The organism is Agaribacterium haliotis (assembly GCF_002312815.1).
GTDB classification, from domain to species: Bacteria; Pseudomonadota; Gammaproteobacteria; order Pseudomonadales; family Cellvibrionaceae; genus Agaribacterium; species Agaribacterium haliotis.
In genome coordinates this window covers 556,459-578,875 of sequence record NZ_NKQJ01000001.1, presented here as the reverse complement: position 1 = coordinate 578,875, position 22,417 = coordinate 556,459, and the positions used below count along the sequence as shown (strand labels likewise).

The following is a 22,417-nucleotide window of genomic DNA, read 5'->3' as shown; positions in this document are numbered from 1 at the left end:
TACCGGCGCCTTTGGGCTTGAGTGAAATATTATGAAATTTGTTGCGCATCGCGGTCTTGCGGCTCTGTATCCAGAAAACACCCTGCTGGCACTTGCCCGCGCTTTGCAGCGCGGCGCGGATGCAGTGGAGTGTGACTTACAATTTAGCGCCGATAAACACGCTTTTCTTCTGCACGATGTGTGTTTGAGCCGCACCTCGCGCAGTCGCAGTAAATTAGTTGAGCTCGATTCGGCTCAACTGAAGCATATCAGTGTGCACGAACCCGAGCGTTTTGCTGAAAAGTATTTTCCCTGTCGTATTAGCCGCTTTACTGATGCTTTAAGTCTGATGCGTAATTACCCAGGGAAATTGTTCTTTGCAGAAATTAAAAGAGAGGTCTTTCATCACTTCACTTATACCGAGGTGTTTGCGTCACTTCTGAATGAAGCTCAATCGGTACTGGCTGAAAAGTGGTGTGAGCGAGTGGTGTTTATCAGCTACGACGAGCAATTTTTGGCGGAATTTAAAGCGTGCTGCTCGAAGCTTCGCTGCGGTTGGGTATTGAGCACTTACGATAATCACAGTTTAAATATCGCCAGTGAGTTACAGCCTGATTTTCTTATTTGCAACAAAAACAAGATTAACGAGCCGTTGTTTACGGGCCCCTGGCAGTGGATGCTATATGACATAAGTGGCGCCCGAGAATTAAAGCTCTGGCAGCAGCGCGGCTTATATTGGGTGGAAAGTTGGGATGTCGATAAATTAATGAGAGATTGGCGTTCTTATGAGCTCTAGTGATGAATATGATGTTGCCATCATTGGCGCCGGCATTCAGGGCCTTGGCCTGGCGCAAGCGTGTTCGTTGCAGGGCTGGAAGGTGGCCGTTGTTGAAAAAATGCCCGAGCCGCTCACGCAAACGTCGAGCCGCAGCACTAAGCTTATTCACGGCGGCTTGCGTTATTTAGAGCAGGGTAAATTTGCACTGGTGCGTCAGTGCTTAAAGGAGCGGCGCTTGTTGTGCAAGCTGGCGCCGGATTTGGTTCGCCTGCAGCCTTTTTACCTTCCGGTTTATAAACACAGTGTTCGTAGCTTTTGGTGTATTGCTTTGGGTTTATTGTGTTACTGGGCCCTGGCTGGTTTTTGTCGCGATGGCGCATTTTCTGTGTTCTGGGGCAAGCGTGCGCAAAAAAAAGCATCTGAAGCGGGGCTTAATTGTGACCGGTTAAGTGCGTTGTTTATTTATAACGACGCACAAACAGACGATAGGGCGCTCGGTTTAGCGGTATTAAAAAGCGCAAAAGCTCTGGGTGCCAAGCTGTTTTTTTGCACCGAGGTCGACAGAATTTGCAAGACTGAGCAGGGTTTTGAATTGCGAGGTTCGGCGTTTAATATGCGTTCGCGAGTTGTAATTAATGCGGCGGGTCCCTGGGTTGATCGTGTACACGGGGCATTGCAGCCTTTGCCCAAGGCGTTGAATATCAGTAAGCTTGCCGGCAGCCATGTACTCTTTTCTTTAAAGGCTGATTACCGTCACTGTTATCTCGAGTCCCCGGAGGACGGTCGGCCAGTTTTTGTTTTACCGTGGCAGGGCAAGCTGTTAATCGGGACGACTGAAAAACAGCTGCAAGACGACGGTGAGCTGGAAACGCTCGCGTGCAGTGAGCAAGAACTGCACTATTTAATTGCCGTTCACAATTATTATTTTCCCGCTCGGTCACTTTCTGCAGATGAGTTAGTGGCGAGCTTTTGTGGCTCCCGTGTGCTTGCCGCGTGCAAAGAAAAAATGCACGCCGCAGGTCGCGAGCATGTTGTTTGGCACGAGAGTGATTTTGGCGCGTACTGGGCAATTTGTGGTGGCAAGTTAACGACCTACCGGCTCTATGCTGAGCAATTGCTTCCGGCATTGGCCCGGGCTTTGGGTTATAAAGCCAGCTTGCGTTCGACTCGCACGCTTTTTTTGCAAAAATAATTTTCTGCTAGTTTGAGAGTAGCTTTTTGTTGGCTCCTAGGGTAACCAGGCGCCCACGCCGCGCTCAAGAGCCGCCAAGCAGTGCAGCCTCTGTTTATCGTGGCTGCACTGCTTGGTTTCCGGCTTGATAATATCGAGGGCGGAGTGAATAGCCTCGATAAAATAGCTGTTGTAACGCGGCTGGTTTGCGCCAATAGCTCAAACGTTTCTTTTATTGCCTTCTAACTGAGCATCGGAGCTAAAAATCGGCCTGTATGGCTCTTTTTATTGCGACTAACTTGCTCCGGAGTGCCTTCAGCGATAATCAGGCCGCCACCCGAACCACCTTCGGGGCCAAGATCGACGATCCAGTCAGCGGTTTTGATAACATCGAGGTTGTGCTCAATAACAACAATGGTGTTGCCGTGATCGCGCAGGCGGTGCAGCACCGCCAGCAATTGTTGAATATCGTGAAAGTGCAGGCCTGTGGTTGGCTCGTCGAGAATATAGAGGGTTTGGCCGGTGTCGCGCTTGCTTAACTCTTTGGCGAGTTTGACGCGCTGGGCTTCACCACCACTTAAGGTCGTGGCCGCCTGGCCGAGGCGAATGTAACTTAAGCCAACATCGATAAGTGTCTGCAATTTTTTAGCGATGGCGGGAATGGCATCAAAAAATTCGCGCGCGTCCTCGACGGTCAGGTCGAGTACCTCGTGGATATTTTTGCCTTTGTATTTAATTTCCAGGGTTTCTCGGTTATAGCGCTTGCCCTTACAGACGTCGCAGGGCACGTAAATATCGGGCAAAAAGTGCATCTCAACTTTAACTACTCCGTCGCCTTGGCAGGCTTCGCAGCGCCCACCTTTAACATTAAAGCTAAAGCGACCCGGCTTATAGCCGCGTGAGCGGGCTTCTTGGGTGCCGGCAAACAGCTCGCGCACCGGTGTAAAAATGCCGGTGTAGGTTGCCGGGTTGGAGCGCGGAGTGCGGCCAATCGGGCTCTGGTCGATGTCGACACATTTATCGAGCAGTTGCAGGCCGTCAATTTTTTTGTGGGCGGCGGCTTTTAGTGTTGTCGCTTTATTCAGAGCCGTCGCTGCCAGTGGGTATAGCGTGCGATTGATCAGGGTACTTTTGCCCGAACCGCTGACTCCGGTGATGCAGGTCATCACTCCCAGAGGAATGCTCAAGTCGACATTTTGCAGGTTGTTGCCCGAGGCGCCGCTGATGTGCAGCATTTTGTCTTGCTCGAAGCTTGTGCGCACTGCTGGAACTTCAATCTTTTTACGGCCGCTAAGATAGTCGGCTGTCAGGCTCTTTTTATTTTTGACGACCTGTTTATAGCTGCCCTGAGCAATGACTTCTCCACCGTGTACACCGGCGCCGGGGCCGATGTCGAGGATGTAGTCGGCGCTGCGAATAGCATCTTCGTCGTGCTCAACAACAATAACGGTGTTGCCGAGGTCGCGCAGATGGGTCAGCGTTTTTAGCAGCCTGTCGTTATCGCGCTGGTGCAAGCCAATCGATGGTTCGTCGAGAATGTACATAACACCGACAAGGCCGGCGCCGATTTGGCTTGCCAGGCGGATTCGCTGAGCTTCGCCGCCGCTTAAGGTTTCAGCGCTGCGGTTCAAGGTTAGGTAGTTCAGGCCAACATCCACCAAAAAGCGCAGCCTGTCCTGCAGCTCTTTGATAATCTTTTCAGCAATTTCGTGTTTGGCGCCGCTGAAGCTCAGTTGGTTAAAATAATCAAAGGCTTCGCCGATGGGCAGGGTTGTCAGCTCGGGTAGGTTTTGTTCGTTGATAAAAACGTGGCGAGCTTCCTCGCGCAAACGCGCGCCGCCGCAGCTTGGACATTCGCTGGTTGATAAAAACTTGGCCAGCTCTTCGCGCACCGAATTACTCTCCGTGTCGCGAAAACGGCGTTCAAAGTTGGGGATAACACCTTCGAAGCTGTGGCTGCGCTCGTAAACATTGCCGCGGTCGTTGACGTAGCGAAAGTCAATTTCCTCGCTGCCTGAACCGTATAAAACCGCTTCTCTATGTTTTTTACGCAGTTTTTTCCACGGTGTTTCTATGTCAAAGCCGTAGTGTTCGCCAAGGCTTTTCAGCATGTGAAAATAATAAAGGTTGCGTCTATCCCAGCCGCGGATGGCGCCATCGGCGAGCGAGGCCTCGGGGAACTGCACAATCAGCTCTTCGCTAAAATACTGTTTAACGCCGAGACCGTCGCAGCTTGAGCAGGCCCCTGCTGGATTGTTAAACGAGAACAGGCGCGGCTCTAATTCGCCGAGAGCGTAATCGCAGTGCGGGCAGCTGTGGCGGGCGGAAAATAGCTGGTCTTCGCGCTCGCCGTCCATATCGGCTGCGATAACAATGCCGTCGCTAAGCGCAATCGCAGTTTCGATGCTCTCTGCGAGACGCACACTGATGTCGTCGCGAATCTTAAAGCGATCAATCACTACATCAATGCTGTGCTTTTTGCGTTTGTCGAGTTTGGGCGCGTCGTCGAGATCGACGACGAGGCCGTCGATACGCGCGCGAATATAGCCGTCGCGACGCAGGTTTTCGAGCACGTGTAAGTGCTCGCCTTTGCGCTCTTTAATGATCGGTGCTAATAACATCAATTTGCTGCCCTCGGGCAGGGCCAGCAGTTGATCGACCATTTGCGACACAGTTTGTGCAGCCAGTGGTTCGTTGTGTATCGGGCAGCGCGGTTCGCCAACACGCGCAAACAACAAGCGCAGGTAGTCGTATATTTCGGTAATGGTTCCGACTGTGGAGCGGGGGTTGTGCGAGGTACTTTTTTGCTCGATGGAGATCGCCGGGCTCAGGCCTTCGATATGGTCGACATCGGGTTTTTCCATCATCGACAGAAACTGCCGGGCGTAAGTAGACAGTGACTCAACGTAGCGTCGCTGCCCCTCTGCATAGAGCGTATCAAAGGCCAGAGAGCTCTTGCCCGAGCCGCTCAAGCCGGTAATGACGATCAGTTGGTCACGGGGAATGCTTACATTGATGTTTTTGAGATTGTGCGTGCGCGCACCCTCAACGACGATTTTTTCCACGCCTGAGCCCTTGTTTAGCTGATGTTTGTGGTGGGTTGCACCGGAGGGATGCAACAAAGCACTGGGATTATATCCAGTGCTTTGCTCAGTGTCACTTGCTTGTGAGGAGGGAGTTAACTCAGTTCACTTTCGGGCATGTTGCGTGCCCAGTTACTGGCTTCAAGGCGGTTGCGCACGCCGATTTTTTTGTACACGTTGTACAGGTGGCTTTTGACGGTGTGCTCACTAACGGTGAGTGCGCCGGCGATGTCGGCATTGGTGGCGCCGTCATTAATTAGTTTCAGTATTTGGCGCTCGCGCTTGGTGAGTTTGACGTCAGGCTGGCTCGCCATCGATGGAACTTTGCGGTTTTTATCCAGGAAGTGGTGCAGCAGGCGCCGCGGTACCCAGTAGTCACCGTCGAGCAAAGAGCGCAGGCCGCGCAGAAGTTGGTCCTGGTCGGAATCGGCATAAAACAGGCCGCTGATGCAGGGCCAGTCGAGCAGGTTTTCGTGCTCGCTGTCGTATTCGGCGTTAAGTAGTGCGGCGTTAGCGCCACTGCAATGCTCGTTAATATCGCGAGCAATTTGATTCAGACTGTCGAGGTTTTCGCCTTGACAGTCGATAAGTAAAAGGGATATTTCACTTGGAACGGCGCTAAATTCGCGGTAGACGTTACAATTTAGCTCGAGCTCCTGGGAGATTAACTTGGCGAGCAGCCCTGTTTGCAAGCTGTTGTTTACTGAGTACAGGGCAACGTTGGCTGTCGCTTTGTTCGATATCGCTTCGGGTGCAATCACAGTATGGCCTTGGGGAATGACTTCCGAGTAATAAATAGTAGTTGTTTTTACGCGTCTGCTTGGGACAAGTCTGAGTTTTTCTGGAACCTAGTGTAACTGAGCTGCTGAAAAAGTACCAACTGACATGACAAAGTTGGGCACTGATCAACATTTTTTTTCACTGCATTCCCTTGTTGAATATTGCGCCACTGCTTTTGCGGGCTGAGTTGCTAGGCCAGGGGGCGCTACATTGCTACAATCCGCGGCCTTTGTCACCTATGTTTTGGAGTTTCTTGTTGTGAAGCACGAGCTGCGCGCTGTCCTGTCTCTCGCCTCCTTATATATGGTCCGTATGTTAGGGCTGTTCATGGTTTTACCGGTCATGTTTATTTATGGCCAGGATTATTGTGGGGCAAGTGCTACGACTTTAGGCTTAGCTTTGGGCATTTATGGGCTTAGTCAGGCTTTGCTGCAAATTCCGTTGGGGCTGCTTTCGGATTTGATTGGCCGCAAGCTTGTTATTGTGCTCGGTTTATTGGTTTTTATTATCGGTAGTATTGTTGCTGCCTGCGCCGAATCGGTGTGGGGCTTGATCCTCGGTCGCGCGCTGCAGGGCTGTGGGGCCATCGCAAGCACCGTGATGGCTCTGCTGGCAGATCTAACCACAGATAAGAATCGCTCAAAGGCGATGGCTGCCATTGGCGCATCGATCGGTTTTAGTTTTGTGTTGGCGATGGTGCTTGGGCCGGTGTTGGCTGCAAAGGGTGGTTTGAGCACGATCTTTGTCGTGACCGCCGGGCTCGGTTCGGTGGCGCTGATACTGGCGCTGTGTTTGGTGCCGCAAGTCAAGCAGCTAAATTCGCCGCGTCGAGACAGTATGGCGGTGCCGGCGCTGTTTTTAAGTAGCTTTTTAAATCCGGCGCTGGCGCGCTTAAATGTCGGTATTTTTGTTCTTCACGCCGTGATGACCGCGGTGTTTGTAGTGGTGCCCTCACTGCTGGTGTCGTCGCTCGGCTTGCCGGCCAAAGAGCACTGGCAGTTGTATTTGCCGTTGATGCTTGTTGCGTTTGTGTTGGCGGTGGCTCTGATGATGAGGGCGGAAAAGGCAGGCCGAGCTAAATTTGCTTTTATTGGCGCGGTTGCTTGCCTGGCGCTGAGTTTGTTTGCGTTTGCTTTTGGCTACGCATCCACGGTGTTTGTTCTGCTGAGTTTGTCGGTGTTTTTTGTGGCTTTTAACCTGCTTGAAGCCATGTTACCTTCTCTGGTTAGCAAGATGTGTCCGGCCGGCGGTCGCGGCACGGCGATGGGTATATATAGTAGCAGCCAGTTTCTCGGTGCCTTTTGTGGCGGTGTGGCTGGTGGTTATTTGTTTGATAGTGGTGCCGAAGTGGCGGTCTTTGTTGTGGCCGGGCTGTGTGTGGTGCTTTGGTTGTTGTTGGCTTTGCCGATGAAGGCCCCTGAGGCTGCACACAGTTTGAGTTACGCGGTATCTAACTCCATTGTCGATGTCGATTTATTGGCTCTGGACGGTGTCAGCGATGTTATTTATGTCGAAGATGAAGCGCAGCTTTATTTAAAGGTCGACAAAAGTCGTTTAGATATGTCCCTGCTAGAGCAGCACTTGGCTGCTCATTTAAAGGCTTGATCGTAGCGCTCAAGTCAGTAATAGATAAATAAATAGCAATCGTTAAGTTTAAAAGAGTACTAGGTAGGTAAGAATATGGCGTCACGCGGAGTGAACAAGGTCATCTTGGTTGGCAATTGCGGGCAGGATCCCGAAACAAAATTTACAGCGAGTGGTGCGGCAGTGACCAATGTTAGCCTGGCGACCTCGGAGACCTGGAAGGACAAGCAGACCGGTCAAAATCAAGAGCGAACGGAATGGCACCGCGTCGTGTTTTTTAATCGCCTGGCGGAAATTGTTGGCGAATACGTGCGCAAGGGCAGCAAGCTTTATATCGAGGGCAGTTTGCGTACCCGCAAGTGGCAAGATCAAAGCGGTCAGGATCGCTACACCACTGAAATTGTCGCCAGCGAGATGCAGATGCTCGACAGTCGTGCAGAGCAGGGCGGCGCCTATGCTCAGGCTCCAATGGGTGGGGCAATGGCGGCAGGTGGGGCGGCTCAGCAGCCGGCTTATGCACCGCAGGCGCAACAGCCGATGCAGCAGGCACCTCAGCAAGCGGCGCCGCAGGCAGCTCCTCAGCAAGCTCCGTCGCAAGCACCGGTACCACCAGCGCCACCGGCGATGGATGCTTTTGATGACGATATTCCTTTTTAAGCCCTTTGCGCTAACCTGCTTGCTTTGAGTTGCTTGATGAGGGCCTGAGCGTGAGTTATCGCGTTGTTGTACTGCATGCCGGAGGGCATGTCGCCGCATCGTTTTTGGCGTTGCTTGAAGATGGCCCGTGGCGCGTGCAGGAGCTAGATTGTCGGCAGGCAGTATTGCCGGAGTTTGATCGGCTGCATGTGAGCGCTGTGCTTGATCTTGTTGACGAGCCTCCGTTGCAAGGCTGTTACGATTCAGCGCTGTCGAGCTTGGTTGGACTAAGTGCCGAGCTGGCTTGCCCGCTGCTGCAGTTGGGCTCCTATCGTATTGCCGGTGAATCTTTTCAGGGTGAGTTTAATGAATCGCTTTCAGCTCGGGACGTCGAAGCAAGTTTCTGGTCGGAGCGTGAGCTCAAGGTTTGTTCCCTGGTTAAGCATATTCGTTTGCGCTGCAGCTGGATGCTTGATGCCGGTGATGAGGCGCTGCTCGCACTGATGGTGCCGCGTTTACTGAGTGGCGATCAGGGGCTCTTGGTTAGTGATCACCACTTTGGCGCGCCGTTGTCTTCGGCTTATGTGGCTGGGGTGCTGCAGGCTCTATTGCAGCAGATTTTTTGTGGCGCTGAAAACTGGGGTGTTTTTAATCTGCACAGTGCCGATACCTGTTCTGAAGCCGAGTTTTGTGATCACTTGCTTCGCCAGTTAAGTAAGGAGCTCGACAGGCCTTTTGATTTGCCTGCTGTTGCCGGTGTCGACGATGAGCGAGTGTTGCTTCGCGGTGAGGCTGCTTTACAGGGGCGGCGTATCACCGATGATTTTGGTATTCAGTTACCGACTTGGCGGCGGGGGTTTGGTCGTCTGCTGAGGGCCTGGATGCAAGACCGGGCTCTAATACCGGTGATTGAGGTGCAGGTCTCCGGTTAACTTGATTTGTTTTTGTCATGCTTTTTCTTTTGCGTGCAATCGCAAATACATACACAAAAAAAGGCGCCTTCCGGCGCCTTTTTTGTGTCGGGCTCAGGGCCCTTGATATTGGCCTTAGCCTTCGTATTTTTTCATAATCAGTGTGGCATTTGTGCCGCCGAAACCAAAGCTGTTGCTCATGGCGAGCTTGATATCGGCCTCGCGCTTCTCGGTAACAATATTGCAGTCAGCAGCGGCTTCGTCGAGTTCTTCAACGTTGGCGGAGGCTGCAATAAAGTTGTTTTCCATCATCAGCAGGGTGTAGATGGCTTCCTGAACACCCGTTGCGCCAAGGCTGTGGCCGGTCAGAGACTTGGTAGAAGCGGTTGGCGGTATATTGTCGCCAAAGACTTCTTTCACCGCGCCGAGTTCGGCAACATCGCCAACAGGGGTTGAGGTGCCGTGGCTGTTGATGTAGTCGATGTCGCCGTCGATATCCTGCATGGCCATGCGCATACAGCGCGCAGCGCCTTCGCCTGAGGGGGCAACCATGTCGTAACCGTCGGAGGTCGCGCCATAACCGACAAGCTCGCCGTAGATTTTTGCGCCGCGTGCCTGGGCGTGCTCGAGACTTTCAAGCACAACACAGCCGCCGCCGCCGGCGATAACAAAGCCGTCGCGGTTGGCGTCGTAGGGGCGAGAAGCTTTCTCGGGGGTGTCGTTGTATTTGGTTGATAGGGCACCCATCGCATCAAATAAACCGGTGAGCGTCCAGTGTTCTTCTTCGCCGCCGCCGGCAAAGACAACATCTTGTTTGCCGAGCTGGATCAGTTCCATTGCGTTGCCGATGCAGTGGGCAGAGGTCGCACATGCCGAGCTGATGCTGTAGTTAACGCCTTTGATTTTAAATGGTGTGGCCAGGCAGGCAGAGGCGGTTGAGCCCATGGTTTGGGTAACGCGGTAGGGCCCGGCGCGTTTAACGCCACGGTTGCGGATGATGTCGGCGCTTTCAACGACGCTGGCGGTGCTAGCGCCGCCGGAGCCCATGATGATGCCCGTGCGCTCGTTGCTGACTTGTTCGTCGCTGAGGCCGCTGTCTTCGATGGCTTGTTTCATCGAAATGTAGGCAAATGCGGCAGCATCGCCCATAAAGCGAGCGACTTTGCGGTCAATGTGCTCGCTGATGTCAATATCTACGGAGCCTGCAATGTGGCTGCGAAAGCCGTGCTCAACGTAGTCGGGATTGACTTTAATGCCGGATTTGCCTTCTTTTAGTGCGTTCAGCACGGTATCTTTGTCGTTGCCGATGCACGATACGATGCCAAGGCCTGTAATAACGACACGTTTCATAGTATGCCTCTGTCTAAGTCTTGCTCGCTGGAGCTGGGGGCGACAGCCTCTATTATTGCACAGAGCGCCGCCAAGCTAGGCCTTGCAGGCCAAATTTTATTAGAAGGTTTCGGTGTTGCCAAAGAGGCCGACACGCAGGTCCTTCGCAAAGTAGATTTCTTTGCCGTCAACGGCGACGCGGCCATCGGCAATACCCATTACCAGTTTACGTTCAATCACGCGTTTTAAGTGAATGTGATAGGTGACCTTTTTGGCGCTGGGTAGTACCTGGCCGGTAAATTTAAGGTCGCCGGTACCGAGGGCGCGGCCGCGGCCGGGGTTGCCTTTCCACGCCAGGAAAAAGCCGACCAGTTGCCACATGGCGTCGAGGCCCAGGCAGCCAGGCATGACCGGATCGCCAGGGAAGTGGCAATCAAAGAACCACAGATCTTCGCTGATATCGAGTTCGGCGATAATCTCGCCTTTGCCAAACTCACCGCCGGTGCTGGCGATGTGAGTAATGCGGTCGACCATAAGCATGTTGGGCATAGGCAGCTGAGCATTGCCAGGGCCAAAGAGTTCGCCGCGACCACATTGAAGCAGTTCTTCACGGTTGTAAGAAGACTGGGGCTTGAAGTTTTCAATCATGGGAATTGATCTGTGATTATAGGGTTAATGGCCGCTCTCGCGACGGATGCGACATTCTAACGGCTTCGCAGCGCTTGTCCAGTTGACCCGATACAGCTCATCTTATTGTAAACACGGGTTTTTTTATATTGCTGTGGTATATTCCGTGCATCTGATTCGTCTTGGACTTACTTTGCTCAACTACTAAGGATGTACGATATGATCAAGAAATGCCTTTTTCCTGTTGCTGGTTACGGTACTCGTTTTTTGCCTGCGACTAAGTCAATGCCTAAAGAGATGCTGCCTATTGTGAATAAGCCGCTTGTTCAATACGGTGTTGAAGAGGCTATTGAGGCCGGCTTGACCGAAATTGGCTTTGTGACCGGCCGCGGCAAGCGAGCCATTGCCGATCACTTTGATGTCAGTTACGAGCTTGAGCACCAGATTGCCGGCTCTTCTAAAGAAGAGTATCTGGCCTCCATTCGCGATGTGATGTCCAAAGGCTCGTTTTCGTTTACGCGTCAGCCATCTATGGCCGGCCTCGGCGATGCGATTTTGCAGGGTAAGCGCTTGATCGGCAACGAGCCTTTTGGGGTGGTATTGTCGGATGACTTATGTGTTGCCGATGACGGAGTGCTCAGCCAGATGGTGCGTCTGTACAAGCAGTTCCGCTGCAGTATTGTTGCTGTGCAGGAAGTGCCTCAGGAAGATATCAGCAAGTTTGGTGTAATTGCCGGCGAGCAAATGAAAGACGGCATCTATCAGGTGAATGACATGGTTGAAAAACCGGCGCCGGAAGATGCACCGAGCAACCTCGCGATTATCGGCCGCTACATTCTGACCCCAGATATTTTTGATATTATCGAAAATACCGCGCCCGGTAAGAATGATGAAGTGCAGTTAACCGATGCGCTTTTACAGCAGGCCAAAGATGGCTGTGTGCTGGCTTACAAGTTTAAAGGTCAGCGTTTTGACTGCGGTGCGGTCAGTGGTTTTGTCGATGCGACAAATTATGTTTATGAAAATGTCTACGGAAAATAAGCAGTATTAATTAATGAATAACGAGCCTATAACTTGTTTTAAGGCTTACGACATACGCGGTAAGGTGCCTTCTCAGTTAAATGAGGATGTTGCTTACCGCGTTGGTCGTTCTACAGCCGAGTTTTTAAATGCATCGACGATAGTAGTCGGGCACGATGTGCGTTTAACCAGTGAAAGCCTGTGTGAGGCGCTGATTGACGGCATTACTGATGCCGGAGCTAATGTTATTCACATTGGCATGGGCGGCACCGAAGAGGTTTATTTCGCTACTTTTCATTTTGAGGCCGACGGCGGCATCTGTGTGACGGCCAGTCACAACCCAATGGATTACAACGGTATGAAGTTGGTGCGCGAAAACTCTAAGCCAATTTCGGGCGATACGGGCTTAAATGAAATTAAGGCGATGGCCGAGGCGGCAGAGTTTAAGCCTGCCGAGATTAAAGGTTCGGTTGAGCGCGTAGATAACCGCCCGGCCTATATTCAGCACTTGCTTTCATATGTCGATACCTCCGCGCTCAAGCCATTAAAGGCGGTGGTGAACGCCGGCAACGGCGGTGTTGGTGCTGTTGTAGACGGGCTTGAGCCGCATCTGCCTTTTGAGTTGGTCAAGGTGCATCACCAGGCCGACGGTAACTTCCCCAATGGTATTCCCAATCCGCTGTTGCCGGAAATGCGTCAAGATACAATCGATGCGGTGCGCCAGCACGGCGCAGATGTTGGCATCGCCTGGGACGGAGATTTTGATCGCTGTTTTTTCTTTGATGAAAACGGCGATTTTATCGAAGGTTATTACGTTGTTGGTTTGCTGGCCGAGTCGTTTTTGGCTAAATATCCCGGGGCCAAAATTGTGCACGACCCGCGTCTGACCTGGAATACCGTTGATATTGTCACGCGCGCAGGCGGTCAGCCTGTCGAGAGTAAAACCGGTCACGCCTTTATCAAAGAGCGCATGCGCCTTGAAGATGCGCCCTACGGCGGAGAAATGAGCGCACATCATTATTTTCGTGACTTTGCCTACTGCGACAACGGCAATATTCCGTGGTTGCTGGTGCTTGAGTTGATGAGCCGCAGCGGTAAAAGTTTGAGTGAATTGGTCGGCGAGCGCATGAAGGCTTTCCCTTGTAGCGGCGAGATAAACGACACGGTTGGCGATGCGGCGGCGATTATTGAAAAAATGGAAGCGCACTTTGCCACAGAGGCAAAAACGGTTGAAAAGGTCGATGGCCTGTCGATGAGTTTTGATGCTTGGCGTTTTAATTTGCGTATGTCCAGCACTGAGCCTGTGCTGCGGTTGAATGTTGAGTCGCGCGCGGATGAGGCGCTGATGAAGCAGAAGACCGAGCAAATGCTCGAATTGATCAAGGCTTTTGACGTTTGTTAGCTTGCGTTGTGAATATCCTTTTTAACCTATTTTTCTAAGCCCGCTAACGCGGGCTTTGTTTTCGTTTATTGGTTTTGCTCTGCTTTTTTGTCGAGGCGCTCTTGGTGGCGAAGGTGAAGTTTTTTTGCCTGCTCAAATGATGTTTTGTTGAGTATTTTCCAGTCTCTTGTTTGTTTGATATTCACGCCGGCGTGGGTCAATAGCCGTTGTAGCTCGCCGTTTTGTTTGAGCTTCTCCAGGCCGAGGTTAAGCAGGTTTTGCAGTTTTTTCCCCTTGCTGCTTTGGCGGCTGGTGACATAGTGGCGTGCGCCCGGCAGCTTCACTTTAACTCCGGGGATGGGTTTCATTTTCACGTCCGCGCGCACCACGGCCAGATCTTTTCTATTGCTAAAATTCATCAGGATGAAATCCGCTCGTCCGGCCTCAAGCATTTTAAATGGTGAGTCATGTCGCGTAGCGCTATATATTTGAGCGGTAATGGCGCTAAGTGCCTGCCAATCTGAGTGCCAGCCGCGAATGGTGACGCCGCGATACTGGCTGATGTCCAATTTGTCGATGGGGGTGTTTAGCAGGGGGTGGTCAAGTCTGGTGTAGAGGCCTTTTTCGAAGCCTCCCCACGCGATGAGCTCGTTGCTTTTGTGCAGTAGGTCTTCATGGATGTCGAAAATCCACGCTGTTTCAGCGCTCATATCAACTTCGCCGATCTCTGTCATACGCAGCGCGCGGCCGTAGTTGGGGCTAGGTACGACGTGGAGTAAGGCTCTGCTGCCCGCGGCTTTTAGGGCTCGACAGATAAGGACAAGCTCTATCGTGCCGCGGGTAAAGTTGTGTTTGTCGAGCAGTTTGTCGTCGCCGCAGCGCTTTTTTTTACTCAGCAGGTTAAATTCGCTGGCGATATTGCCCGATGCGGCGATGCGTACCTCGCGCAGGCTGTTGTCTTCTGCGTTGCTGCTGTGCATTACGCAGAGTATTAGCGGCAGTGCGAGGGCGACAATAAACGGGTGTGTTTGCATGGTACTTTTTGAATATTAAGGCTCAAAAAGTATAGTTTGTTCTGCAGGGGGTGGTGCTTGCTTGTTGCAACCACTTAAACCCGCGTAAGCGGGCTTAAGCAGTTCGTGATTTAAATCGTATTAGGCGTTGTTTGCCTGCAAAAAACGCTTGATTAGTTTTTGGGTTGAGCTGTCCCAGTCTGCGGGCACATCCGTGGTCTCCATGGCGTTGGCGACATTAGTGCCGAGCAGCTTGCCGAGTTCAACGCCCCACTGGTCAAAGCTGTTAATGTTCCAAAGCACACCGAGGGTGTAGACCTTGTGTTCGTAAGCGGCAATCAGTGCGCCGAGGGTCTCCGGACTGAGTTCTTCGACAACAATGGTGCTGCTCGGGCGGTTGCCCGGGTGAACTTTGTGCTCGGCCAGAGCATCGATTTCACTTTCGGCGACACCCTGGGCGCGAAGTTCGGCCTTCGAGGCCTCGAGGTCGCGCCCCTCCATCAGTGCCTGACTCTGGGCGATGCAGTTGGCAATCAGGTATTTTTGCTGGTGGGCAAGATCGTGTTGGGCTTTCATTGGGGCGATAAAGTCAATTGGCGTCAGCACATTGCCCTGGTGTAGCAGCTGGTGAAAACTGTGCTGGCCGTTGGTGCCTTCGGTGCCCCAGACGACGGAGCCGGTCTGGTAGTTAATGCGCTGGCCGCTTTTGTTGACACTCTTGCCGTTACTTTCCATTTCGAGCTGCTGCAGATAGTTTGGCAGCAGTTGCAGGTGGTTGGCGTAAGGTAATACGGCCTGGTTGTCTGCGCCGAGCACGCTGCTGTACCAGAACATCAATAGCCCCATCAGCGCGGGAATGTTTTTGTCGAGCGGGGCTTCGGCGAAATGGCTGTCGAGGCGGGCGGCGCCGGCGCGGAGCTTGTTAAAGTTGTCCATGCCCACGGCAAAGGCGATCGGCATGCCAATCGCCGACCACAGGCTGTAGCGGCCGCCGACCCAGTCCCACATCGGGAATACGTTGTCTGCGTCCATGCCAAACTCGATGGCTTTGTCGACCTTGGAAGAAATCGCCACAAAGTGCTTGGGCAGATCGCCTTCGGCGCAGCCTTGCGCCAGCATCCAGCGGCGGGCAGTCAGGGCGTTTTCGAGGGTCTCGAGGGTGGAGAAGGATTTAGAGGCGACAATCCACAGGGTGCTTTCAGCATTGACCTGGCTGAAAAGGTCGTTGATTTCGGCACCGTCGATATTGGCAACGAAGTGAACCTTTACATCACCAGTGTGATAAGGCGTCAGGGCTTTGGTCACCATGCGCGGGCCGAGGTCGGAGCCGCCGATGCCGATATTGACAACGTCGGTGATGCGTTTGCCTGTGTGGCCGAGCCACTCACCACTGTGCACACGCTGTACAAGTTTGCCCATTTTTTCGAGTGCGGCGGCGACTTCTTTTTGTTCGTTGCTTTGTGCTTCGCCTTCAAAGCGCAGTGCGCTGTGCAGGGCGGGGCGGTCTTCGGTGTTGTTGACGTGATCGCCGCGCAAAAGGCGTTTAATGGCGCCTTGCAGGTCGGCTTTTTCGGCCAGCCCAAGCAGCAGCTCCAGGGTTTTGTCGTCGATGTGGTTTTTGCTGTAGTCGAACTCAAGGCCTGCAGCGGCGGTGCTGTAACGCTCGGCGCGATTGCTGTCTTCGGCAAAGGCTTGTTTCAGGCTGCGGCTTTTCCATTGCTCGGCGTGTTGTGTGAGTTCGGCCCAGTTATCGTAAAGGTCAGTGATCTGTACAGACATATATATGCATTCCTGAAGTGGGGTTTCCGTTGCGCCTGCTAACTTAAATGCTGTTAATAGGCGCGCTCCACAGCAAAGCGGGTGAGTTCAATAAGGCTTTGGCGCCAGTTGGACTCGGGCACTTGCTGCAAGTGTTCAATAGCTTGCTCTGCGTGATGGCAGGCTGCGCGACGAGTGTAGTCGAGGCCACCGCTTTGTTTGACCAGCTTGATGATGTCGTCGAGTTTGCTGAGATCGGCGCTGCTAATGGCTTCGCGAATCAGTTGAGCATCCGCTTCGCCACTGTGCGCAAGGGCGTATATCACCGGCAGAGTGCTTTTGCCCTCGGCGAGATCGTCGCCTACGTTTTTGCCCAGAGCTTCGGCGTCGCCATCGTAATCAAGCAGGTCGTCCATCAGCTGGAAAGCTAGGCCGAGATGATAGCCAAACTGCTTTAAAGAATTGCGATATGCATCAACTTCAGCATTTTCGTCAGCGGCAACACTGGCGCCACATTCGCAGGCGGCCTCGAAGAGTGCGGCGGTCTTCTTGTAGATAACCTTGCGGTAAGCTTCTTCGCTTAAATCTGACTTGCGAGCGTTGGCGAGCTGCTGCACTTCGCCTTCGGCAATGGTATTGGTCGTGTTGGAGAGGGTATTCATAATATCCATGCTGCCAACTGCAACCATCATTTGAAAGGCCCGGCTGTAGAGAAAGTCGCCGACTAAAACACTCGGGGCATTGCCCCACTTTGCGTTGGCCGTTGGCCTGCCCCGGCGCAACTCGCTGACATCAACAACGTCGTCGTGAAGTAGGGTGGCGCTGTGAATAAACTCGATAACGGCTGCTAGTTCATAGTGTTTGTCGCCGCTGTAGCCGAGTGCGCGGGCACACATTAAAACCAGTATTGGGCGAAGGCGCTTGCCGCCGGCATTAATGAGGTGATTGCCGATATCTTCAACGAGAGGTTCTTCGGAGTAGAGGCGCTTAAGAATGGTTTGGTTGACGCGCTCCAGTTCTGGCTGCACGGCTTCCAGGAAGGGCAACATAGATGGCCTTATCTTGATGGGTCCCAAAATTGAGCATGGATGCTAGGGGGCAGTGGGCTGTAAGTCAAGAACAGCCTTGGTTTGGTGCTTCTATTTCCGCTTTTCACTGCGGAGGTGGGCATCGCGGGGCGCTGTGAACCCATCCTTGGGCGCTTAGCCGCCGCATCCCTGCGGCAGATACCCGCTCAACCCTCCTGCGCAGTGAAAAGCTACCAATGAGCCATTCCTCGGTTTTCTTGATAGGTGGGAGGGAATTGGAGCTTCGATTGTTTAATCTTACGAGCTGAATATCCGGGAGCTTCGAATAAAGAACGTATATTGGTTGTCGGCTGACTCCTCAAATACAGGCTTGCGACAAAGCTTGCGCAAAAAACGGGCTTTTAGTAGAATGCGCGCCCCTTGGCCTCATTGGCTCGGGATTGAACAACGCCGCAAGCGAGCACAAGCTCAAAAATGGCATAGAACCTAACGGGTTCGCCTGCTTCGTGTCGTCCATTCGCGTTTTGCATTGGAGCATACTTAAATGTACGCAGTATTTGTAAGCGGTGGCAAGCAGCACCGCGTAGAAGAAGGCGAAGTCCTTCGTCTGGAAAAGATTGAAGAAGAAACTGGTAAGACTATCGCTTTTGACCAAGTGTTGATGGTGGGTGCCGGTGCCGACGTTAAAATTGGTGCCCCAGTTGTTGAAGGCGCTACGGTAGAAGCCGAAGTTGTTAAGCACGGTCGTGCGGAAAAGGTAACGATTATCAAGTTCCGTCGTCGCAAGCACAGCATGAAGCGTCAAGGTCATCGTCAGTGGTTCACTGAAGTGAAAATCACTGGTATCAAAGGTTAATTTGGAGATAAGTCATGGCTCACAAAAAAGCTGGTGGTAGTACTCGTAACGGCCGCGATTCGGAAAGTAAACGCCTTGGTGTTAAGCGTTTTGGCGGTCAGGAAGTAGCGGCTGGTAGCATCATCGTTCGTCAGCGCGGCACTAAATTCCACGCTGGTGAAAATGTAGGTATCGGCAAAGACCATACCTTGTTTGCCAAAGCAGGCGGTGTTGTAAAATTTGAAGAAAAAGGTCTTCCTAAGCGCAAGTTTGTAAGCATTGTTGCTGCCTAATTTGCCCTAGCCCTTCTTTCTGAAAAGCCCCTCTGCTTCGGTCGAGGGGCTTTTTTTATGCACAGGATGTGCGGTATAGCGCGGTCGCAAGGAAGCGAAGGAGTGCATATGCACAGGATGCGGCCGAAGCTTTTTGCTCCTGCAGCGTCGGCATTCGCGTCATCCCTGGCGCTCGTATAGCGCGGTCGCAAGGAAGCGAAGGAGTGCATATGCACAGGATGTGGCAGAAGTTTTTTGCTCCTGCGGGGTCGACTTTGCGCCACCCGTGGTGGTCGTGTTAAGGGTTCGTTAGTATGTTCGGGTGTGTTGCCTGACATTTGGCTCCGGTGGGAGCGAGGTAGATTAAATGAAGTTCGTTGATGAAGCACCGATTACTGTGCGTGCGGGCAATGGTGGCAACGGCTGCTGTAGCTTTCGCCGTGAGAAATTTATTGCTAAAGGCGGTCCGGACGGCGGTGACGGCGGTGACGGCGGCAGTGTCTACCTCGAGGCGGATGAAAACCTCAACACTCTGATCGATTACCGCTATCAGCGTGGTTATTCAGCTGAAAGCGGAAAAAAAGGCGGCAGTCGTAACTGTACTGGCCCGAAGGGGGCTGATCTGGTGTTGAAGGTGCCTGTCGGCACATCAGCTATTGATCTTGAGAGCGGCGAAACCGTGGCTGACTTGACGGCGCACGGCGAAAAGATGCTTGTTGCTCAGGGCGGTTTTCACGGCCTTGGCAATACTCGCTTTAAAAGCTCGGTGAATCGCGCGCCGCGGCAGACAACTGAAGGCTCTGAGGGTGAAGTCAAAGAGCTGAAATTAGAGCTTAAGCTACTTGCCGATGCCGGCATGCTCGGTTTGCCCAATGCCGGTAAATCAACGTTTATTCGCGCAGTAACCGCCGCCCAGCCTAAAGTGGCCGACTATCCGTTCACAACCCTGGTGCCAAGCCTGGGTGTGGTTAAGGTTCAAAAGCACCGCAGCTTTACTGTTGCTGATATTCCCGGCCTTATCGAGGGCGCGGCGCATGGTGCAGGGCTTGGGGTGCGTTTTTTAAAGCACTTAACACGCTGTCGTGTGCTGCTGCACTTGGTTGATATAAAGCCCGTTGATGGCAGTTCGGCGCTTGAGAGTGCGCAAAGTATTATCAGTGAAATTGAAGAATTTAGTCCGACCTTGGCGCAGCGTGAGCGCTGGTTGGTGATAAATAAAAGTGACCTGTTGCCCGAGCACGAATTGCAGCAGGCGGTTGATGTCCTGCTTGAGGGGCTGGCGTGGTCGGGGCCGGTATACGTTGTCAGTGCTCTGGCGAAACAGGGAACGGAGCAGCTTTGCGCAGACTTGCTTGCTTATCTTGAGAGTTGTTGGCTGCGCGAGCGTGAAGACCCAGAGGCGGCCGAGCGTGAGCACGATACTCAGCTGGCAATGCAGGCCGAGGCTCGCGCGCGAATTGAGGCCTTGCGCAATAAGCGCAAGCAAACGTCTGACGACGCAGAAGATGATGATGACGACGATGATGATGACGTCGAAATCGTTTATGCTCGCTAGCGTTTTTGTCGCCGGCTGGTGCCGGCGCCTTCAGGTGTGTTTTTCGAATTGATACAGCAGTACATGGAATAGCTGGGCGAATGTCTAGACGCAATCAAATTAAACAGAGCCGCCGCTGGGTGGTGAAAATTGGCAGCGCGCTGCTGACCAACGATGGCAAGGGGCTCGATAGTAGTGCTATTACCGAGTGGGTAAGGCAGGTGGCCGCACTGACAAAGCGCGGTTATGAGGTGGTGATTGTCAGCTCTGGCGCTGTAGCCGCTGGTATGACTCGCCTTGGTTTTGACACTCGACCCAAAACAATTCACGAGCAGCAAGCGTGTGCGGCGGTGGGGCAGAGTGTGTTGGTGCAGGCTTACGAGCAGGCGTTTGCGCGCTACAACTTAAAAACCGCGCAGATCTTGTTAGATCACGATGATCTTGGCAGTCGTCAGCGCTATTTAAATGCGCGCTCTACCATCCGCACACTGTGTTCGATGGGCGTTGTGCCGATCATTAATGAGAATGACACGGTGGTGACTGACGAAATTCGCTTTGGTGACAACGATACGCTCGGTGCGCTGGTGGCCAACTTGCTTGAGGCCGATACACTGTGCATTCTGACGGACCAGGAGGCGATGTACGACAGTGATCCGCGCCAAAATGCCTTGGCGCAGATTATATATGAGCGCTCGGCTCACGATCCTGAGTTGGATCAGATGGCCGGTTCGAGCTCATTGCTCGGGCGCGGGGGCATGGTCAGTAAGGTGCGTGCTGCGCGCCTGGCAGCTCGCTCCGGCGCCGATACCATTATTGTCGGCGGCCGCGTCGACAACGCAATCTTAGAGCTTGCGCAGGGCGCCATGATCGGCACCTTGCTATATGCGTCACAACAACCGCTGGCTGCGCGCAAGCGCTGGCTGGCGGGTCAGCTGCAAAGTCGCGGGGTGTTGATTCTCGACGATGGCGCTGTCCGCGTGCTCAGAGATAAGGGCCGCAGCTTGTTGCCGGTCGGAGTCAAAACCGTTGTCGGGTATTTTACTCGCGGTGAGCTGGTGGTGTGCCGCGATGCCGAGGGCAACGAGGTTGCTCGCGGCTTGGTGAATTACAGCAGTGACGACGCTCGAAAGATTGTCGGTCATGCAAGTGGTGAAATAGAAAAGTTGCTTGGTTATAGCGATTATGACGAGCTTATTCACCGCGATAACCTGGTATTGAGCTAATGGCTTTATTTAAGCAGCACATCTACAAGATGGGTACGTACAAGCCGCCACTCGATGGCCGCGATCCCGAGCGTTTTACCTTGCTTGATTTTAATGAGCGCACCGTGCCTGTCGCCGATGAGATTGCTCGCGATATTGCCGAGTGGGTGCTTGCCGGGCGTTTGCAGATGTATCCGAGCTACGGTGATATTTGTGATCAGATTGCCGACTACTGTCAAGTTGCGGCGGCCCAGGTGATGATCACTAACGGCTCCGATCAAGGTATCGACCTGGTGTTTCGCTGCTGTTGCGAGCCCGGCTCAGAGGTTATTGTGCCGGGGCCAAGTTTTCCGATGTATTTGCAGTCTGCGGCAATTGAGGCGGCGCAGGTGCACCAGCCTCAATACAGCCGAGACCGGGGTTATCCGCTTGATAAGGTACTGGGGCTAATCAATGCTAAGACGCGGGTTGTGGTGGTGTCGAACCCAAATAACCCGAGTGCCACCAGTGTCTCGCGTGAGGCGATTGTGCGGTTGGCTAAAGCTGCACCTCGTGCCGCTATCTTGGTTGATGAGTGTTATTTTGAATACTGTGGTATTTCGGTTGTCGACTTGGTTGAGCAATATCCAAATATCATTGTCACGCGCACGTTTAGCAAGACCTGGGGTTTGCCTTCATTGCGCTTGGGTTACGTGGTTAGTGCGAAGGCCAATATCGACGAGCTGCTCAAAGTTCGCGGCCCTTACGATGTCAATCAGTTGGCAATTGTTGCGCTGAACTCGGCGTTTAAGCACAGGCAGACAATCGAAGCGTATATTGATGAGGTCATGCAAAAGAGCAAGCCCGAATTTGAGGCTTTTCTTGATCGTCATGGGCTCGATTACTGGCCGAGCTCGGCCAACTTTATCTGGGTCTTTTTTGACGATGCAGAGGCCGTTGAACACGCTTTGAGGGCGGCGGGCATATTGGTAAGGCCAAAGGACGATGCTTCGGGGCGCAAGGGTTTGCGTATTACGCTCGGCACCTTGTCGCAAACTCAAGCGCTGATGCAGGTGCTGGCATCTGTGTTGCCTTAATTGTTGTTGTGGGTAAATCTCAAGCATAAAAAAACCGGCCAAGGCCGGTTTTTTTATGCTTGAAGCTGCAAATCAATTAAGCTGCCAGAGCTTTGATTTGAGCGTTCAGGCGGCTCTTATGGCGAGCGGCTTTGTTCTTGTGAAAGACGCCCTTATCGGCCACGCGATCGAGAACGGGAACGGCCGCTGCATAAGCTGCTTTGGCTGCTTCGGCGTCGCCGGCTTCAATTGCCGCCACTACTTTTTTGAGGTAGGTGCGAACCATAGAGCGCAAGCTGGCATTGTGCTGACGAGCTTTGTCGTTTTGACGAGCGCGTTTACGTGCTTGAGGTGAGTTTGCCACCGCGTAGCTCCTGTAAAATTACCTGTGAATTGCTTTGCGCTGCTGACTTGTAACCAGCGAAGCTGGCCGAGTCGGTG

At 52.9% G+C, this 22,417-nt stretch carries 20 protein-coding genes; 12 read left to right on the top strand and 8 right to left on the bottom strand.

Going from position 1 to position 22,417, the window contains the following annotated elements:
* Positions 1-31: 31 nt before the first annotated feature.
* Both CFK45_RS02575 and CFK45_RS02570 read left to right on the top strand, forming a co-directional pair.
* Positions 32-775 (top strand): glycerophosphodiester phosphodiesterase family protein, encoded by a 744-nt coding sequence (locus CFK45_RS02575; protein ID WP_096084820.1) that lies wholly within the window; start codon positions 32-34, stop codon positions 773-775.
* On the top strand, positions 765-1,949 hold the full coding sequence (locus tag CFK45_RS02570) for an FAD-dependent oxidoreductase (protein ID WP_096084819.1): 1,185 nt from the start codon (positions 765-767) through the stop codon (positions 1,947-1,949). The genes CFK45_RS02575 and CFK45_RS02570 overlap by 11 nt, the downstream gene beginning before the upstream one ends.
* Before the next feature lie 221 nt (positions 1,950-2,170).
* Here the strand turns inward: CFK45_RS02570 and uvrA are convergent, their stop codons facing one another.
* The gene (uvrA, locus tag CFK45_RS02565; RefSeq protein WP_096084818.1) at positions 2,171-4,993 is read right to left on the bottom strand and encodes an excinuclease ABC subunit UvrA; all 2,823 of its coding nucleotides are present in this window, start codon (positions 4,991-4,993) and stop codon (positions 2,171-2,173) included.
* 113 nt (positions 4,994-5,106) lie between these two features.
* On the bottom strand, positions 5,107-5,772 hold the full coding sequence (locus CFK45_RS02560) for a LuxR C-terminal-related transcriptional regulator (protein ID WP_096084817.1): 666 nt from the start codon (positions 5,770-5,772) through the stop codon (positions 5,107-5,109).
* A 322-nt stretch (positions 5,773-6,094) separates the two neighbouring features.
* On the opposite strand from CFK45_RS02560, the gene CFK45_RS02555 reads away from it, so the two are divergent.
* The 3 genes from CFK45_RS02555 (at position 6,095) to CFK45_RS02545 (ending at position 8,943) form a co-directional block, all read left to right on the top strand.
* On the top strand, positions 6,095-7,396 hold the full coding sequence (locus CFK45_RS02555; protein ID WP_275655670.1) for an MFS transporter: 1,302 nt from the start codon (positions 6,095-6,097) through the stop codon (positions 7,394-7,396).
* A 75-nt stretch (positions 7,397-7,471) separates the two neighbouring features.
* Positions 7,472-8,032 (top strand): single-stranded DNA-binding protein, encoded by a 561-nt coding sequence (gene ssb / locus CFK45_RS02550; RefSeq protein ID WP_096084816.1) that lies wholly within the window; start codon positions 7,472-7,474, stop codon positions 8,030-8,032.
* A 50-nt stretch (positions 8,033-8,082) separates the two neighbouring features.
* Positions 8,083-8,943, top strand: coding sequence for a sugar nucleotide-binding protein (locus tag CFK45_RS02545; protein WP_143247455.1), 861 nt, complete (start codon positions 8,083-8,085; stop codon positions 8,941-8,943).
* 114 nt (positions 8,944-9,057) lie between these two features.
* Here CFK45_RS02545 and fabB read toward each other — a convergent pair whose 3' ends face one another.
* Together fabB and fabA are read right to left on the bottom strand one after the other, a co-directional pair.
* Positions 9,058-10,272 (bottom strand): beta-ketoacyl-ACP synthase I, encoded by a 1,215-nt coding sequence (gene fabB, locus CFK45_RS02540; protein ID WP_096084814.1) that lies wholly within the window; start codon positions 10,270-10,272, stop codon positions 9,058-9,060.
* A gap of 99 nt (positions 10,273-10,371) precedes the next feature.
* The gene (gene fabA / locus CFK45_RS02535; protein ID WP_414630742.1) at positions 10,372-10,899 is read right to left on the bottom strand and encodes a 3-hydroxyacyl-[acyl-carrier-protein] dehydratase FabA; all 528 of its coding nucleotides are present in this window, start codon (positions 10,897-10,899) and stop codon (positions 10,372-10,374) included.
* Between the two features lie 198 nt (positions 10,900-11,097).
* On the opposite strand from fabA, the gene galU reads away from it, so the two are divergent.
* Together galU and CFK45_RS02525 are read left to right on the top strand one after the other, a co-directional pair.
* Positions 11,098-11,919, top strand: a complete 822-nt coding sequence (galU, locus tag CFK45_RS02530; protein WP_096084904.1) for a UTP--glucose-1-phosphate uridylyltransferase GalU — start codon at positions 11,098-11,100, stop codon at positions 11,917-11,919.
* A gap of 13 nt (positions 11,920-11,932) precedes the next feature.
* A complete protein-coding gene (locus CFK45_RS02525) occupies positions 11,933-13,300 on the top strand; it encodes a phosphohexomutase domain-containing protein (protein WP_096084813.1) in 1,368 nt (455 codons plus the stop codon).
* A 65-nt stretch (positions 13,301-13,365) separates the two neighbouring features.
* Here CFK45_RS02525 and CFK45_RS02520 read toward each other — a convergent pair whose 3' ends face one another.
* From CFK45_RS02520 to CFK45_RS02510, 3 genes are all read right to left on the bottom strand, one after another.
* Positions 13,366-14,313: a type 2 periplasmic-binding domain-containing protein gene (locus tag CFK45_RS02520; RefSeq protein ID WP_096084812.1), complete on the bottom strand. Its 948-nt coding sequence runs from the start codon at positions 14,311-14,313 to the stop codon at positions 13,366-13,368.
* A gap of 120 nt (positions 14,314-14,433) precedes the next feature.
* A complete protein-coding gene (gene pgi / locus CFK45_RS02515; protein ID WP_096084811.1) occupies positions 14,434-16,071 on the bottom strand; it encodes a glucose-6-phosphate isomerase in 1,638 nt (545 codons plus the stop codon).
* 53 nt (positions 16,072-16,124) lie between these two features.
* Positions 16,125-17,099 (bottom strand): polyprenyl synthetase family protein, encoded by a 975-nt coding sequence (locus tag CFK45_RS02510; RefSeq protein WP_096084810.1) that lies wholly within the window; start codon positions 17,097-17,099, stop codon positions 16,125-16,127.
* Between the two features lie 523 nt (positions 17,100-17,622).
* Between CFK45_RS02510 and rplU the strand changes: the two genes are divergently transcribed.
* From rplU to CFK45_RS02485, 5 genes are all read left to right on the top strand, one after another.
* Complete coding sequence (gene rplU / locus CFK45_RS02505) at positions 17,623-17,934, top strand: 50S ribosomal protein L21 (RefSeq protein WP_096084809.1); 312 nt, start codon at positions 17,623-17,625, stop codon at positions 17,932-17,934.
* A 14-nt stretch (positions 17,935-17,948) separates the two neighbouring features.
* Positions 17,949-18,206 carry a 50S ribosomal protein L27 gene (gene rpmA, locus CFK45_RS02500; RefSeq protein ID WP_096084808.1) on the top strand — a complete coding sequence of 86 codons (258 nt, stop codon included), beginning with the start codon at positions 17,949-17,951 and terminating at the stop codon, positions 18,204-18,206.
* A gap of 346 nt (positions 18,207-18,552) precedes the next feature.
* A complete protein-coding gene (gene cgtA, locus CFK45_RS02495; protein ID WP_096084807.1) occupies positions 18,553-19,740 on the top strand; it encodes an Obg family GTPase CgtA in 1,188 nt (395 codons plus the stop codon).
* Between the two features lie 80 nt (positions 19,741-19,820).
* Positions 19,821-20,942, top strand: a complete 1,122-nt coding sequence (gene proB / locus CFK45_RS02490; protein ID WP_096084806.1) for a glutamate 5-kinase — start codon at positions 19,821-19,823, stop codon at positions 20,940-20,942.
* The gene (locus CFK45_RS02485; protein WP_096084805.1) at positions 20,942-21,997 is read left to right on the top strand and encodes a pyridoxal phosphate-dependent aminotransferase; all 1,056 of its coding nucleotides are present in this window, start codon (positions 20,942-20,944) and stop codon (positions 21,995-21,997) included. The genes proB and CFK45_RS02485 overlap by 1 nt, the downstream gene beginning before the upstream one ends.
* Positions 21,998-22,073: 76 nt before the next feature.
* On the opposite strand, the gene rpsT is transcribed toward CFK45_RS02485, so the two are convergent.
* Positions 22,074-22,340: a 30S ribosomal protein S20 gene (gene rpsT, locus CFK45_RS02480; RefSeq protein ID WP_096084804.1), complete on the bottom strand. Its 267-nt coding sequence runs from the start codon at positions 22,338-22,340 to the stop codon at positions 22,074-22,076.
* Positions 22,341-22,417 lie beyond the last annotated feature (77 nt).